The organism is Hymenobacter profundi (assembly GCF_019334315.1).
GTDB lineage: Bacteria > Bacteroidota > Bacteroidia > Cytophagales > Hymenobacteraceae > Hymenobacter > Hymenobacter profundi.
In genome coordinates, this window is sequence record NZ_JAHWGL010000058.1 from 1 (window position 1) to 15069 (window position 15069).

Here is a 15069-nt window from a genome sequence, read left to right on the forward strand (position 1 = left end):
TGGTAAGCGGGCTGCTGTAGAAGTGTTTGCTCAGGCAAAAACCGCTGTTATTCTAAACAAAGCGAAGGACCTTATCACGTATGAACGACTGTCGCAACAACGACTCGTTCAACATGATAAGGTCCTTCGCTTTGTTTAGAATAACAGCGGTTCTTGCTTACGCCACCTGCATCTTCACATCGGGCCAGGGCATGTGGATCAGCTCCACGGTAGACCACAGTTCACGTTGCCCACTGAGGTGCAGCAGCACGCGGGCAGTGGTTTCTACATCTTTCTGGCAGTAGGTAACGATGCGCGCCAGATTCTTTTCTTTCCAATATACCTCCCCTACCTGCGAGCCGTCGATATCGTCTTTGGGTGACGGAATATTGAAGGCGCCCGCCAATAAGGCCAACGACGTATAGCCTTTGTTGTCGCCAAACTTCCACATATCCATGGTGTCGAGCAGGTGGGGCAGGTCCCAGGGCTTGTAGCCCGCAATGTCGAGCATGGGGGGTAGAGAAATGCCGCAAATCACCATGCGGCGGCCCAGGTAGGCGTAATCGAACTCGCGGCCGTTGTGGGCACACAGGAAATAGCCATCGGGCGAGGCGCCGGGGAAGCGGCTGCGCATGTCGCCAAAGGGCTTGTGGCGGTCCAGCAAGTTGGCAAAGCCTTTCAGCACCACGCACTCATCATCATCGGCGAAGGACTTCACGCGGAACTCTAGCGTCTCATCGGGTAGCATGCGGAAGTAGCCCACCGAGATGCACACGATTTTGCCAAACTCGGCGTATAGCCCCGCGTTGCCGAACAATTCGCTGGTTGTTTTACCCTCCGTGATTTCGCGCTGGTGCCGCTTGCCACAAAACTTATCCCACAACGCTTGGCGCTCGGTGCTCAGTTTGCTGTGGCAATCTTCGCAGGGAACTGTTTCTATATCAACAAGAAAGACTTTCGTCAAGTCGACGTGGCGGAGGGCATTCATACCGGCCGGGAATTTATAGGGTAGGAGGACTACTGCCGAAGATAGGAGTTTCGAGCTGATGTATCTCAACAGTTCTACTACCCTAGTGTTTTCTCTTGTTGGCGGTACACGCCGTAGGAGTACCCGTAGGTGATGACCACCGAAGTTAGAATTAACGTGGCCAGCAGCGTATTAGCGACTTTGGTGGATACTACAACTGTAGCTATCATCACCACCAGTCCTGACCAAAAGAACAGCCGCCCGCCCAGCCGGTGGGTTTTCTCCCATATCGCGGGAAATTCCAGCGCCCACGGTGTTCGGATGCCCACAAAATAGTTGGGGCGAACTGTCGTGAGATAGTTGCCGAGTAGCGCGAAGAAAATACCTAACGCCAGCACTCCTCCTTTTCCGATCATTGTACCAGGATGAAGTGCTGCATATAAGCTCATGCAGCCGAATACACTCAAACCGGCCACCAACGTCAGGCGGAGTTTCTGAAAGTTGGTAGCAGCACTATCTATGCGCCGTTTGGGATCGAAGCGTGGCAACCACGTCAGTAGCAAATAGGTGCCAAGCGGTGCCACCAGGCACAGCCACCACATCGACTCCTTGGCAGTATAGCCATCTGGCTGCCCATTAATGTCGAAGTGGGTAGGGATTTGTGCAGGTAGCTCATCCCATACTCCTGTTAAATAAATAGTAGGTAATACCAATAATACCAACGTCAGCAAATGCCAAAAGGAAAGGTTTGTTTTCATACTGCGAGAAGATAGAATGATGAATCTTTTACAATTGCCCTTCCGCAGCTACTTTCAACTGCACCCAACGCTGCCCGCATTGCCAACCAAAAAGCAAAACAGCTAGCAGATAAGCTCCTAGTATTAAGCTGACAACAAGAAACAGCGCATAGGTAGCCGGTAGGATCCATATGGGTAGCATTACCAGCAGTCCGCTCGCAAATAACAATCGCCCCGCTAGCCTGTAACTGCGTGTCACCAAGTCGCCGTAGTGCTGCATAAAAGGCGTGTTGAACGTAAGGAGCAAGTAGTTCGGCTGGCCTAACGCTACCTGATAATTGCCTATTAATGCCATGAACACAGCTATGACAGTTGCTACCCACTGTGGCGAAATCGTATCAGGATGCGTGGTATTGTACAAGTAGTAACAGAAATGCAGGCTCAGAAACGCTATTATTACTCCGTGTGACTTGCGAAGACTACGGTTGCCAATAAACCGCTCTATATGAACTAGTTGCGCACCAATTAATCTAAAATCAGTGAGTATCTGCGTGAGGGCTACCGTTATCGGCAATAAAAAGATCCAGGGGATATGCTGGTACTGCGTGGAGGGTAGCGTAGCCAGTAGGAATAGCATGTATAGTAGTGGCAAGACGACAATACTGCACAATACAACCTTCTGACGGATAGAGAATAAAGGCTTCATGTAGTAGTGGTATCGGAAGAATTTTTGAACTGCATCATCCAACCGATAATCTCATCAAACACCGTCATGTTCAGGGTATAGGTCACGAACTGGCCTTGCTTGTCGCTGGTGACGAGGTCGGCTTGGCGGAGCAGGTCGAGGTGGTGGCTGATGGTAGGCTTGGAGAAGTGGAAGGCCTCGGCAATGTCGCCGGCCGTCCGGGGACCGTCGCGCAGCAATTCCAGGATGGCGCGGCGAGTAGGGTCGTTGAGGGCTTTGAAGAGAGCGTTCAAGTACTAGTTTTATATTTAGACAAATATCTAAATAAGCTCTAAAATCCCTAGCTCCATTTCAAGAAAATTTTCCAACAGCTTGTTTTACTTACCTATGGCGCCGCCAACGTGCATGCTTATACGCTTGCCTATTTCTTATTACTAATGGCGTTTGCTACGGCCTCGGGGTACGGCAGTGCTATTTCTCCTTCCAGCTAAAAAAGGGTATTAAAACTTATTAATTTAGCTTTAATTTCTTTTTAATGACTGTATATCAAATAGTTATATATATTATTAAGCTGATTCAATCTGAACGCTAGTGGGTGCCGTAAGGCTGGGGTAGTATAATAATAACCCTAGCACAATGAAACACTCCTTTCTAAAAACTGCCGGCACGCTGGCTTTAGCATTCGGTCTGTCAGGCATGTTCACTGCCTGCAACGACGACTCGGAAGATCTTACTGTTGATAAAATCGACCTGGGATTTCAGGCGCTGACTGACAACAACCAACTGTTGTCGTTAAATGCTAATGATGCCGACGAATCGCCTGCCCCCGTTACCATCACGGGTCTGCAAAGCGGCGAGAAGATTATAAGCATCGACTACCGTCCTGCCACCGGCCAATTATATGGGTTAGGCAACACTAGCCGACTTTACGTTATCAACCCTACTACCGGCGCAGCGCGTATGGTAGGAACTGCCCCCTTCACCCCTGCTATCAACGGTACGATGGCCACCATCGACTTCAACCCTACCGTAGACCGCCTGCGCCTGGTAACCAACACCGGCCAGAACCTGCGCCTGAACCCTGAAACCGGCGGCGTAGTGGCAACCGATGGCAGCATCAACGGCGTGACCAACGCGGCTATTTCGGCTGTGGCCTACACCAACTCGGTATCGGGCACCGCCACAACGACGCTCTACGACATTGACCCAGCCACCGACCGACTGTACCGCCAAGACCCACCCAACAACGGTACGCTGGTAGCCATTGGCGACTTAGGCGTGAACGTGACGGGCATGAGTGGTTTCGACATTGCCGCCGGCACCAACGACGCATTCGCCGCTCTCACCGTAGACAATCGCTCGGGCCTATACAAAATTGACCTAACCTTAGGCCGCGCCACGCGCTACGACGATTTCGACGACGATAACAACATTATCGGGTTGGCCATTCCTACCCAGGCAGTCGCCTACGGCGTAGATGCCAGCAACAACTTCATCACCTTCAACCCCACCAGCCCCCAAACGCAGGTATCGAAGCCGATTACGGGCGTGCAGAGCGGTGAGCAGATTTTGGGCCTAGACATGCGCCCTGCTACCGGCCAGCTCTACGGCTTGGGCAGCACTAACCGTGTGTATACCATCAATATGTCGTCGGGCGCGGCTACAGTAGTGGGCAGTGTGCTTCTACCTCTCACGGGTGTGGAATTTGGGTTTGATTTCAATCCAGTGGCAGACCGCATCCGCATTATAAGCAACACAGGTATCAACCTGCGCGTGAACCCAATTGATGGTGTGGCTATTATAGATGGCCCATTGAACCCAGGTACACCCAACGTAACGGCATCGGCCTACACCAACAACTTCGCTGGTACCACCACCACGGTACTCTACAACATCGACTCGAACAACGACCAGCTCTACCGCCAGGACCCACCTAACAACGGTACTCTGGTAGCAGTGGGCGCACTAGGCGTGAACACCACCGGCGTGAACGGCTTTGACATTGGCGGCACCAGCGGCACCGGCTTTGCTGTGCTGACGGTAGGCACCAGCGCCAGCGTGTACACCATCAACCTGACTTCCGGCGCCGCCACCAAAGGCGCCGACCTTCCTACCCCCCTGCGCGCTATGGCCGTGGGCCTGGGTTTCTAACATACCTATTCACACATAAGAAAGGGGTGCCTGAAGTATCAGGCGCCCCTTTCTTATGTGTGTTACTTTCTAGAAATTCTACTTCCCCGCTACCACATCCGTCTTAATACTCAACTCCTTCAGTTGCGCCTGCGAAATCTCGGAGGGCGAGTCAATCATCACGTCCCTACCCGAGTTGTTCTTGGGGAAGGCGATGAAGTCGCGGATAGAGTCGGCGCCGCCAAAGAGGCTGCACAGGCGGTCGAAGCCGAAGGCGATGCCGCCGTGGGGCGGGGCGCCGTACTCAAAAGCGTCGAGCAGGAAGCCGAATTGCGCCTGCGCTTCCTCGGGGCTAAAACCGAGTAAGGAGAACATCTGGGCCTGCACGGCGCGGTCGTGGATACGGATGGAGCCGCCCCCTACCTCTACCCCGTTGATGACCATATCGTAGGCGTTGGCGCGGGCCTGGCCGATGGTTTCGGGGTTATCGAGCAGGGCCACGTCCTCGGGCTTGGGCGAGGTGAAGGGGTGGTGCATCGCGAAGTAGCGGCCTTCTTCCTCGATGTATTCGAGCAGGGGAAAGTCTACTACCCACAGGGCCGAGAAGGTATCCTTATCGCGCAGGCCGAGGCGCTGGCCCATTTCTAGGCGCAGTTCGCTCAGGGCCTTGCGGGTTTTATCGGCAGGGCCGGCCAAGATCAGCAGCAAATCACCCTCGTTGGCGTTGAAAGCAGCTTTCCACTTCTGTAGCTCCTCCTGCGAGTAGAACTTATCCACCGAAGACTTCACGGTGCCGCCGGCTTCTACGCGGGCGTATACCAAGCCGGTAGCACCCAGTTGGGGGCGCTTTACGAACTCCGTCAGCTCATCTACCTGCTTGCGGGTGTAGGCGGCGCAACTCATGGCGTTGATGCCTACGACCAGCTCGGCGTTGTCGAACACCGGGAAGCCCTGGCCTTTCACTACGTCGTTCAGCTCCACAAACTTCATTTCGAAGCGCGTGTCGGGCTTGTCGTTGCCGTAGTAGCGCATAGCATCGGCGTAGTCCATGCGGGGTAGCTTGCCGATTTCCAGGCCTTTCACCTCTTTAAACAGGTATTGCACCAAGCCTTCGAAGGTGTTCAGAATATCTTCCTGCTCCACAAACGCCATTTCGCAGTCAATCTGCGTGAACTCCGGCTGGCGGTCGGCGCGTAAGTCTTCGTCGCGGAAGCACTTCACAATCTGGAAGTAGCGGTCGAAGCCCGATACCATCAGGAGCTGCTTGAAGGTTTGGGGCGACTGGGGTAGGGCGTAGAACTCGCCGGGGTTCATGCGCGAGGGCACCACAAAGTCGCGGGCGCCTTCGGGCGTGCTTTTGATGAGCACGGGCGTTTCCACCTCGATGAACTGTTGCGCGTCGAGGTAGCGGCGCACGGCTTGGGCCATGCGGTGGCGCAGCATCAAATTCTGGCGCACGGGCGTGCGGCGCAGGTCGAGGTAGCGGTACTTCATGCGCAGGTCGTCGCCGCCGTCAGTGTCGTCTTCGATGAGGAAGGGCGGCAGCTTGGCCGGGTTGAGCACCTCCAGGCTTTCTACTCGGATTTCGATGGCGCCGGTGGGCATCTTGTCGTTTTTGGAGTAGCGCTCGGCCACTTTGCCGGTCACCTGAATCACGAACTCGCGACCCAGCTCGCGGGCGGCTTCGCGTAGGGTTTCGGCCTCGCGGCCTTCTTCCAGTGCCAATTGCGTGATGCCGTACCGGTCGCGCAGATCAATCCAGAAAATGCCGCCTTTGTCGCGGGTGCGCTGCACCCAACCAACAAGCGTTACAGTTTGACCAGCATTTTCGAGGCGAAGCTCGCCATTGGTGTGCGTACGAAGCATAGTGGTAATGTTTTACGGTTGCGAAGGTAAAACGAATTTCTCGCAGAGGTGCGCGGAGTTCTAACGTCAACTGTCGTCGCGCTCTGCGGACCTTTGCGCCTACCTCCACACTCCTCTGCGAGAAATAAATATTACTACGCAACTTCTATAGCGTTTCCGCTATCTTATCCCCATCATTCCTATCCCTTACCAATCAGTCAGCAGCACGATGGAGCTACTTATCGAGAATTTATCGAAGACCTATGGCAACGGCGTACGCGCCCTCCAAAATGTATCCTTGCGCATCCCGACCGGCATGTTTGGCCTGCTCGGCCCGAACGGCGCCGGCAAGTCATCGCTGATGCGCACCATTGCTACCCTACAGGAGGCCGATAGCGGCAGCATCACGCTGGGCGATATAGATGTGCTGCGCAATAAAGACGCCGTGCGCCGGGTGCTGGGCTACCTACCGCAGGAGTTTGGCGTGTACCCCAAGATTTCGGCCGAACAGCTGCTCGACCACTTTGCCGTACTCAAAGGCCTCAGCGACAGCAAGCAACGGCGCGAGGTAGTACACGGCTTGCTCCAGCGCACCAACCTCTACGAGGTGCGCAAGAAAAACCTGGGCGGCTACTCCGGCGGCATGAAGCAGCGCTTCGGCATTGCGCAGGCGCTGTTGGGCAACCCGCGCCTGATTATCGTGGATGAACCCACTGCCGGCCTCGACCCAGCCGAGCGCAACCGCTTCCACAACCTGCTGGCCGAAATTGGGGAGAATATCATTGTGATTCTGAGTACGCACATTGTATCCGACGTGAGCGACTTGTGCCGCAACATGGCCATCATCAACAAAGGCCAGGTGCTACTCACCGGCGACCCGCTGCTGGTGATGCAGGAGCTGAACGGCCAGCTCTGGCGCCGCACCGTGGACAAAGACCAGTTGTCCGTCCTGCAACAGGAGCAGCAAGTGATTTCGACGCGCCTGTTTGCCGGCCGCACCATCGTGCACGTGGTCAGCGACGCGCAGCCCGGCTCAGACTATGAGGGCATCACCCCTACCCTGGAGGACGTGTACTTCGCCCGCATTGCGCAGGCTGAGCGGAAGGTGGCATTGGCGTAACCCCACCCCCTAGCCCCCTCCCCTCCGGGAGAGGGGGGACTAGCTTTTAGATTTTAGAGTCCTAGACCTAGAATTTAAACCTAAGACTAGTTCCCCCTCTCCCGGAGGGGAGGGGGCTAGGGGGTGGGGTAATCACCAGCGTCATTTCTACCCTTCTTATTCTTCCTCGCATGTTTCTCGCTATTCTCAAGTTTGAACTTTGGTACCGGCTTCGACGGCCGGCTACGTATATCTATTTCTTTATTCTGCTGGGCATTGGCTTGCTGATGATGCTGATGACGGGCGGCTTCTTTGAAGGCGTCACGGCGTCGGTGGGCAACAGCAAGGTGTACATCAACTCGCCCTTTGCGCTCAACGGGCTGATCAGCGTGCTCACCATTGTGCCGGGTGTACTGATTATTTCGGCCATGTTCGGGCCGGCCGTGCTGCGCGATTTTGATAGCCGGATGCACCCGCTGTTGTACACAGCGCCCATCAGCAAAGCCGGCTATTTGGGTGGGCGCTTCTTCGGCACCTTGCTCGTTACGCTGCTGGTCTTCAGCGGCATTGGGGTAGGGCTGTGGATTGGCACACTGTTTCCGGGCATTGCGGCTACCAAGCTGGGACCGTCGCAGGTAGGGGCCTACCTGATGCCCTACCTCACGTTTGTGTTGCCGAACGCGCTGTTTGCCGGGGCTATTTTCTTTGTGCTGGCTACCCTTACGCGGCAGGCGCTGAGCACCTACGTGGGCAGTATTATTTTTCTGGTGCTCTATTTCGTGGCGCAAAGTCAACTTTCCGACCTCGACAACCAAACGCTGGCATCTTTGCTCGACCCCATGGGTAACGGGGCGCTGTCTTTACTCACCAAATACTGGACACCCGCCGAGAAAAACACCCGCCTGATTACGCCCACCGGCCTGCTGGGCCTCAACCGCCTGCTGTGGCTGGGTGTGGGGCTGCTGCTGGTGACGTTCTGCTACCTGCGGTTTCGGTTTGGGCAGACCGTGGACACCGTGCGCCTACGCCGTACGCGCCCCGAGGACCTGGGCCAGACGGTGCAGCCGGTGGGTACACTGGTACTACCCCAGGTACAGCAGGATTTCGGCACCGGCCAGCACCTGCGGCAATGGGCCCGCCTAACGTGGCAGGAGCTGCGTGACGTGTTGCGCAGCCCCTACTTCATTGCCATTGTGGTGGCGGGCCTGGCTTATTTACTTGCTGTATCACTACAACTCGGTAAAATTCTTGACACTCCTACTTATCCTGTCACTAGCCAAATTATCGAGGCCCTGTCCAGTTCGTTTACGCTATTTCTGCTGGCCATTGTCACGTTTTACGCCGGGGAGCTGGTGTGGCGCGAGCGGGACGCCCACATGAACCAGCTTTACGACGCCCTACCCATTCCGAACTGGGTGCCCCTGGCCTCCAAGCTGGCGGCCCTACTGCTGGTACCAGTGGTATTACTGGTGGTGGTACTGGTGTTTGGCCTGCTCACTCAGATTTCTTACGGCTACTACCACTTCGAAATTGGTCTATATCTGCGTTGGCTGTTTGGCCTGAAGCTGCTGGATTTCTGGTTGTTGGTAACGCTGGCGGTGGTGGTGCAGGTAGTAGTCAATAACAAGTACATGGGGCACTTGGTGATGGTTCTGTACTTCGTATTCGTGGTGTTTGTGGCTGGACAGGTAGGATTGGAACACAACCTGCTACTCTATGGCTCTGATCCCGGCATTCGCTACTCGGCGCTCAATGGCTTTGGGCACTTCATTGGGCCGTATTTCTGGTTTAAAGCATACTGGGCGGCACTGGCCGTGGCCCTGGCGGTGGTAGCCAATCTGCTGTGGGTGCGCGGCACCGAAACCACCTGGGCCACCCGGCAGGAGCTGGCGCAGAGGCGTTTCAGCACCCCGGCCAAAATCACGCTCGCGCTGGCGCTGCTGGCGTTTGTGGGGCTGGGCGCTTGGATTTTCTACAACACCAATGTTCTCAATAAATACCGCACTGGCAAGCAGGACGAGCTGGACCGGGTAGCCTACGAAAAGAACTACAAGCGCCTCCAACGCCTGCCCCAGCCGCGCATTGTGGCCGTGGATGTGCAAGTATATCTGTTTCCCGGACGGCAGGAGGCACGGGCGCACGGGCAATACTGGGTGCTGAATAAAACCCAGCAGCCCATCGATTCTGTGGTGCTGGACGTGCTGAACACGGCCCGCATCCGGAAGCTGCAAGTCGGCCCCGACGCCCGCACCGTGCTGGCCGATTCCACCCAGGGCCTCTACGTGCAGCGCCTACCCCGCCCCCTGGCCCCCGGCGACTCTCTCCCCCTATCCTTTGACCTTTATTACCCTGCACCCGGCTTCGAGAACAGCACGCGCCGCACCAATATTGTAGAGAACGGCACCTTCATCAACAGCGCCATGATGCCCCACCTCGGCTACAGCGAGGGTAGTGAGCTAAGCGAGGAAGGCGCCCGCAAAAAATACGGCCTCAAACCCAAGCCGCGCATGCGCCCGCTCAACGACACGGCCGCCCGCCAAAACACCTACATCGCCCACGATGCCGACTGGGTGCGGTTCACGGCCACCGTCAGCACCGTGCCCGACCAGATTGCGCTAGCCCCTGGCTACCTCCAAAAGGAGTGGCAGGAAGGCGGACGCCGCTATTTCCGCTACGCCATGGATGCGCCGATTCTAAACTTCTACTCGTTTCAGTCGGCGCGCTATGCGGTGCGCCGGGCCAAGTGGAACAACGTGGATATCAGCATTTACTACCAGCCGGGCCACGAGTACAACCTCGACCGCATGATTCGGGGCGTGAAAGATGGCTTGGCTTATTATTCCAAGAATTTCAGTCCTTACCAGCACCGGCAAGTGCGCATTGTGGAGTTTCCGGGGTATAGCAGCTTTGCGCAGTCGTTTCCTAATACCATTCCGTTTTCGGAGAGCATCGGCTTCATTGCCAAGGTGGACACCACCAACCCCGACGACGTGGATTACCCCTACTATGTGACGGCCCATGAGGTAGCGCATCAGTGGTGGGCGCATCAGGTAATCGGGGCCGATGCGCAGGGCTCGACGCTGATGGTGGAAACACTGGCGCAGTATTCGGCTCTGATGGTGATGAAGCAGAAATACGGCGAGGCCATGATGCGTAAGTTTCTGAAGTACGAAATGGACAGCTACCTCGGCGGCCGGGCCCAGGAGCGCATTGCCGAGCAGCCGCTGTATAAGGTGGAAAATCAGCAGTATATCCACTACCGCAAAGGCTCGGTGGTGATGTACGCCCTGGCCGATTACATCGGCGAGGACAAGGTGAACCAGGCGCTTTCCAGCTACATCAAAGAGGTGCAGTACCAGGAGCCGCCCTACACGACCTCGCTGGATTTGGTACGTCACCTGCGGCAGGTAACGCCCGACTCGTTGCAGTACCTTATCACGGATATGTTCGAGCGCATCACGCTATATGAGAACAAGGTAGACTCCGTGACGGCCCGCAAGCTGCCCAACGGTCAATACCGCGTAAACATGGTACTGAGCGCCAAGAAGGTGTACGCCGACAGCCTCGGCAACGAAACGCCCGCCAACAATATGAACGACCTGATTGATGTGGGCGTGCTGGCCCGCAAGAAAATTAACGGTCAGTGGCAGGACGTGACGCTCTACCGTCAGAAACGCCGCTTCCGCCCCGGCACTACCCGCCTGAGTGTGACGGTACCCGAGAAGCCCGCCAAAGCCGGCATCGACCCTTATAACCTATTGATTGACAGAACGCCGAGCGACAATCTGAAAGACGTGACGGTTGAGAAGTAGGGGAATTCTTTCTTACCTCTGTCATCCTGAGCGGAGCGAAGGACCTTATCACGCGTGAACGACAAGCGTACCAACGACTCGTTCTCACGTGATAAGGTCCTTCGCTCCACTCAGGATGACAAACGGGTGGTGAAAAACGGGTGGCGACAAACGGGTGATGACAATTGGGCAATAACAAATAATGCTTGGATAAACCACATTTGGCCCAACTTCTGCAAGTAGCCGGGAAACGACTTTGTTTTCCCGGCTACTTCTGTTTTTCCCTACCCATGAAACGTTCCGCTCTTCTGTCTCTCGCTGTTGCCTTCCTTACTGTTTCGGCCGTCCAGGCCCAAACTCCCACTAAAGTCAAAACCAAGACGAAAGCCGAAAACGGCACCGTCGTGAAAGCTAAATCCGACGTGGAGCCCATCGTGCTCGACGGTCCTATTAAGCGCGTAGAAACCCTTTCGGGCATCGACGTATTCCCTACCTCCGATGGGCAGACGATTATGCTCAGCTTTACGCAGCAGTTCACCAAACCCGGCACGCTGGTAATGACCAACTACCGGAATCAGCCTATTTACACCACGGCCCTCGATCCGCAAAGCAATACGGGGCAGCCCGTATCGCTGGGCCGCATTCCGGCGGGCACATACTTGGTAGAGGCCAAAACCGGCAACTACGTGTATTGGAAAAAAGTACGCATCAAGTACCCTACCCTGGCCTCTGCCAAAAAACGGCGCTAACGGAACGGCGCGGCACTAGTGCCGCGCCGTTGTTATTCTTACCCTACTTTTGTTTTTATATGATGCAAGCAACTCGTTTTCTTAGCCGTCTGGCTCCCCTACTCTTTCTAATGGTGCTTACGGCTTTCGTGGCGCCGCCTAAGCTGCGCAAAACTACCATTGCCAAGAATCTCACCGTGGGCGTGCCCGACACGTTCGCGCCCCTCCCCGACGACGGTATTGCGGCCAAGTTTCCGGCCCAGCGCCGCCCCTTGGGTGCGTTCAGCAACCCCAGCGGCCGCGTCGATTTCAGCGTGACGCAGAAGCCTACTTCCTTCAGCAACCGCGACTACGCCTTGCTGGTGAAGATTTACAAGGCCAGCATTCAGAATATGTACTCGAAGGTGCAGTTTCTGGCCGAGGACATTCGCACCATCAACAAGCGCGATTTCGTGGTGCTGGAGTTTGTCTCGACGGTGAACGACACGCGCCGGGGTAGCAATATGGCCCCCATCCGGCGCTACCAGCTGGTGCAATACGCCATCGAGGGTGACCAGCAGTACATCTTCACCTTCACCGCCCCCGCCGACGAGCAAGCCCAGTGGCAACCCACGGCCCAGGCCGTAATGGAAAGCGTGGTGCTGAAGTAGTGACCATCAACAGTGCATACAAAAAAGCCACTCCTGTGCAGGAGTGGCTTTTTTGTATATGTAATAACAAGGAGCTTACGCAGCAGCTTCTACTTGCTTAGCAAACTGTACGCTGATAACCAGCTTGATATCTTCGCCTACTACAATGCTGCCCGCTTCGGTTACGCCGTCCCAGGTCAGGCCGAACTCTTTGCGGTTGATTTTGCCGGTCACATCAAAGCCAGCTTTCAGGTTGCCGTAGAAGTCGGTGGCGGTGCCGCCGTGCTCTACGTCCAGCGTTACGGGCTTGGTCACGTCTTTTACCGTGAGGTTGCCTTGCAGCTTATAGGTGTCGTCGCTGGCTTTTTTGAAGGAAGTCGATTCGAACTTGATGTTGGGATACTGCGCAGCGTTGAAGAAGTCCTCGGCCTTCAGGTGCTGGTCGCGGGCCTCCTGGTTGGTATCGATGCTGTTGACGTCGAGCGTGAAGTTGATTTGAGCATCCTCGAACGTGTCGCCTTCGGTTACTGCCGAACCTTCGAACTTTTTGAAGTTGCCGGTCACGGTAGAAATAACCAAATGCTTCACTTTGAACTGCACTTCAGAGTGCATGGGGTCGAGGGTCCAGTTGGTGGTAGCCATAATAAAGAGAGATGAAAATGTGGAGTGCGATGTTGACGCAACAAATGTAGGTACATATTTCAACAAATCAATGTACCTACATATATATTTTAATTTCTATTGTGTTCGGCGGTTTTACTTTTGATGCCATGACGCTCTCCCTACTCAACGACGACCACTACATGCGCGAGGCCCTCAAACAAGCCCGCTACGCGTTGGCCGAGGACGAAATTCCGATTGGGGCCGTGGTGGTGCTGGAGCGCCAGATCATTGCCCGCGCCTACAACCAAACCGAGAAGCTGCGCGACGTGACGGCCCACGCCGAAATGCTGGCCCTCACGGCCGCCGCCAACCACGTGGGCAACAAATACCTGGCCGATTGCACACTTTACGTGACCGTAGAGCCCTGCGTGATGTGCGCCGGCGCCACGGCTTGGGCGCAGGTACGGCGCGTGGTGTATGGGGCCGACGAGCCCAAGGTAGGCTACCGCCGCCACGGCCACCTGCTACACCCGCGTGCCGAGGTGGTGAGCGGCGTATTGGCCGAGGAGAGCAGCCAGTTGATGCGCGAGTTTTTCGCGCGTAAGCGTAAATAGAGTAGAGTAGCACGCGTGCCCGGCGGGCCAAGCCAGGATTAAATTCTAATAACGCTATATTTGGACGTTGTACCGGTGGCTTGGGTCTTTTTTTGTAACCCCCTCCCCCATCCGGCGGTTATGATAACGGGTAGTCACTCGGCTTCCCGTATTTTTTCACCTACAACCCCTACTCCTATGGCTTTTGAACTGCCCGCCCTTCCCTACGCTTACGACGCATTAGAACCCTCGTTTGACGCACAAACGATGGAAATTCACCATACCAAGCACCACCAGGCCTACGTAACCAACCTCAACAACGCCATTGCCGGCACCGAGCTGGAAGGCAAGTCGTTGGAAGACCTGATGCAGAGCATTGCCACGGCTCCCATTGCGGTGCGCAACAACGGCGGCGGCCACTGGAACCACTCGCTGTTCTGGACGATTCTGTCGCCCAACGGTGGCGGTGAGCCTACGGGCGCCGTGGCCGAGGCCATCAACAAGGCATTTGGTAGCTACGAGAAATTCAAGGAAGAATTCACCAAAGCCGCTACTACCCGCTTCGGCTCGGGCTGGGCGTGGTTGTGCAAGCAGCCCGATGGCTCGCTGCAAATCTGCTCTACCCCCAACCAAGACAACCCCCTGATGCCCGACACCGGCTGCAATGGCACCCCCATCCTGGGCCTCGACGTGTGGGAGCATTCCTACTACCTGAAGTACCAAAACAAACGCCCCGACTACATCGCGGCCTTCTTCAACCTCATCAACTGGGATGAAGTGAACAAGCGCTTCTCGGCTGCCAGCTAAGTAGTAGCTTGATTAGCTATTTTACGAAAAAGCCCTTCTGCACAGTGCAGAAGGGCTTTTTCTTTTCATACCCACGTTATTACCACTGTTAGGGGACTTTGTAGGTAGGGTCATTGTGGGTTAGCTTTTCAAATAATAGGGCTACCTCGTTCTCGGCATTTGGTAGTCCTTGCTGCCGCCACAGCTCCACACCTTGTCGCACCAGCACGCACGCGGGCAGCTGCTGGGCATGGAAGCTGTGCACCACTGCCGGATGCGTGGCTTCGTCGATTTTGAGCACCCGTATAACTGGGCTGAGCTGCTGCTGCAATTGCTCTAGCGCCACCCGAATTCGGTGCTGCTGCCGACTATCGGGGGTAGTGACTGGGAGCAGCACCAGCAGCACGGCAGTGTCGGTGGTGTGCGGCGGCGGAGAGAGTTGGGAAACGGACGTCACGGCAGAGTGCTAGATACTGCCGTAAAATTGCGTCTCCCGC

At 55.8% G+C, this 15069-nt stretch carries 14 protein-coding genes; 7 read left to right on the top strand and 7 right to left on the bottom strand.

The annotated features are described in order from the left end of the window. Nucleotides 1-157: 157 nt before the first annotated feature. The 4 genes from KYK14_RS13685 to KYK14_RS13700 form a co-directional block, all read right to left on the bottom strand. Nucleotides 158-967 carry a 3'-5' exonuclease gene (locus KYK14_RS13685; RefSeq protein ID WP_219159547.1) on the bottom strand — a complete coding sequence of 270 codons (810 nt, stop codon included), beginning with the start codon at nucleotides 965-967 and terminating at the stop codon, nucleotides 158-160. 77 nt (nucleotides 968-1044) lie between these two features. Next, the gene (locus tag KYK14_RS13690; RefSeq protein ID WP_219159549.1) at nucleotides 1045-1704 is read right to left on the bottom strand and encodes an SdpI family protein; all 660 of its coding nucleotides are present in this window, start codon (nucleotides 1702-1704) and stop codon (nucleotides 1045-1047) included. A gap of 28 nt (nucleotides 1705-1732) precedes the next feature. Further along, on the bottom strand, nucleotides 1733-2389 hold the full coding sequence (locus KYK14_RS13695) for a hypothetical protein (RefSeq protein WP_219159551.1): 657 nt from the start codon (nucleotides 2387-2389) through the stop codon (nucleotides 1733-1735). After that, nucleotides 2386-2661, bottom strand: a complete 276-nt coding sequence (locus KYK14_RS13700) for an autorepressor SdpR family transcription factor (RefSeq protein WP_219159553.1) — start codon at nucleotides 2659-2661, stop codon at nucleotides 2386-2388. The genes KYK14_RS13695 and KYK14_RS13700 overlap by 4 nt, the downstream gene beginning before the upstream one ends. 343 nt (nucleotides 2662-3004) lie before the next feature. Here KYK14_RS13700 and KYK14_RS13705 point away from each other — a divergent pair, with 343 nt between their 5' ends. Next, nucleotides 3005-4519, top strand: coding sequence for a DUF4394 domain-containing protein (locus KYK14_RS13705; protein WP_219159555.1), 1515 nt, complete (start codon nucleotides 3005-3007; stop codon nucleotides 4517-4519). Between the two features lie 78 nt (nucleotides 4520-4597). Here the strand turns inward: KYK14_RS13705 and aspS are convergent, their stop codons facing one another. After that, complete coding sequence (gene aspS, locus KYK14_RS13710; protein ID WP_219159557.1) at nucleotides 4598-6364, bottom strand: aspartate--tRNA ligase; 1767 nt, start codon at nucleotides 6362-6364, stop codon at nucleotides 4598-4600. Nucleotides 6365-6572: 208 nt separating this feature from the next. On the opposite strand from aspS, the gene KYK14_RS13715 reads away from it, so the two are divergent. The 4 genes from KYK14_RS13715 to KYK14_RS13730 all read left to right on the top strand — a co-directional run bounded on the left by KYK14_RS13715 (nucleotide 6573) and on the right by KYK14_RS13730 (nucleotide 12611). Next, a complete protein-coding gene (locus KYK14_RS13715) occupies nucleotides 6573-7463 on the top strand; it encodes an ABC transporter ATP-binding protein (RefSeq protein WP_219159559.1) in 891 nt (296 codons plus the stop codon). Nucleotides 7464-7633: 170 nt separating this feature from the next. Next, nucleotides 7634-11254, top strand: a complete 3621-nt coding sequence (locus KYK14_RS13720; protein WP_219159561.1) for an ABC transporter permease/M1 family aminopeptidase — start codon at nucleotides 7634-7636, stop codon at nucleotides 11252-11254. Nucleotides 11255-11523: 269 nt separating this feature from the next. Continuing rightward, nucleotides 11524-11982 (top strand): hypothetical protein, encoded by a 459-nt coding sequence (locus KYK14_RS13725; protein ID WP_219159563.1) that lies wholly within the window; start codon nucleotides 11524-11526, stop codon nucleotides 11980-11982. Nucleotides 11983-12041: 59 nt separating this feature from the next. Beyond that, complete coding sequence (locus KYK14_RS13730) at nucleotides 12042-12611, top strand: hypothetical protein (protein ID WP_185282458.1); 570 nt, start codon at nucleotides 12042-12044, stop codon at nucleotides 12609-12611. A gap of 75 nt (nucleotides 12612-12686) precedes the next feature. Here KYK14_RS13730 and KYK14_RS13735 read toward each other — a convergent pair whose 3' ends face one another. Then, nucleotides 12687-13232: a YceI family protein gene (locus KYK14_RS13735; RefSeq protein ID WP_185282457.1), complete on the bottom strand. Its 546-nt coding sequence runs from the start codon at nucleotides 13230-13232 to the stop codon at nucleotides 12687-12689. Nucleotides 13233-13360: 128 nt separating this feature from the next. Between KYK14_RS13735 and KYK14_RS13740 the strand changes: the two genes are divergently transcribed. Beyond that, complete coding sequence (locus KYK14_RS13740; protein WP_219159565.1) at nucleotides 13361-13807, top strand: nucleoside deaminase; 447 nt, start codon at nucleotides 13361-13363, stop codon at nucleotides 13805-13807. Between the two features lie 177 nt (nucleotides 13808-13984). Continuing rightward, nucleotides 13985-14593: a superoxide dismutase gene (locus tag KYK14_RS13745; RefSeq protein ID WP_185282455.1), complete on the top strand. Its 609-nt coding sequence runs from the start codon at nucleotides 13985-13987 to the stop codon at nucleotides 14591-14593. Between the two features lie 88 nt (nucleotides 14594-14681). Here KYK14_RS13745 and KYK14_RS13750 read toward each other — a convergent pair whose 3' ends face one another. Then, complete coding sequence (locus KYK14_RS13750) at nucleotides 14682-15029, bottom strand: YbbN family protein (protein WP_219159567.1); 348 nt, start codon at nucleotides 15027-15029, stop codon at nucleotides 14682-14684. Nucleotides 15030-15069 lie beyond the last annotated feature (40 nt).

Excerpts from the sequence above, each read along its gene's own strand:
- KYK14_RS13685 (WP_219159547.1), bottom strand. The coding sequence starts at position 967 with ATGAATGCCCTCCGCCACGTCGACTTGACGAAAGTCTTTCTTGTTGAT.
- KYK14_RS13690 (WP_219159549.1), bottom strand. The coding sequence starts at position 1,704 with ATGAAAACAAACCTTTCCTTTTGGCATTTGCTGACGTTGGTATTATTG.
- KYK14_RS13695 (WP_219159551.1), bottom strand. The coding sequence starts at position 2,389 with ATGAAGCCTTTATTCTCTATCCGTCAGAAGGTTGTATTGTGCAGTATT.
- KYK14_RS13705 (WP_219159555.1), top strand. The coding sequence starts at position 3,005 with ATGAAACACTCCTTTCTAAAAACTGCCGGCACGCTGGCTTTAGCATTC.
- aspS (WP_219159557.1), bottom strand. The coding sequence starts at position 6,364 with ATGCTTCGTACGCACACCAATGGCGAGCTTCGCCTCGAAAATGCTGGT.
- KYK14_RS13715 (WP_219159559.1), top strand. The coding sequence starts at position 6,573 with ATGGAGCTACTTATCGAGAATTTATCGAAGACCTATGGCAACGGCGTA.
- KYK14_RS13720 (WP_219159561.1), top strand. The coding sequence starts at position 7,634 with ATGTTTCTCGCTATTCTCAAGTTTGAACTTTGGTACCGGCTTCGACGG.
- KYK14_RS13725 (WP_219159563.1), top strand. The coding sequence starts at position 11,524 with ATGAAACGTTCCGCTCTTCTGTCTCTCGCTGTTGCCTTCCTTACTGTT.
- KYK14_RS13730 (WP_185282458.1), top strand. The coding sequence starts at position 12,042 with ATGATGCAAGCAACTCGTTTTCTTAGCCGTCTGGCTCCCCTACTCTTT.
- KYK14_RS13735 (WP_185282457.1), bottom strand. The coding sequence starts at position 13,232 with ATGGCTACCACCAACTGGACCCTCGACCCCATGCACTCTGAAGTGCAG.
- KYK14_RS13740 (WP_219159565.1), top strand. The coding sequence starts at position 13,361 with ATGACGCTCTCCCTACTCAACGACGACCACTACATGCGCGAGGCCCTC.
- KYK14_RS13745 (WP_185282455.1), top strand. The coding sequence starts at position 13,985 with ATGGCTTTTGAACTGCCCGCCCTTCCCTACGCTTACGACGCATTAGAA.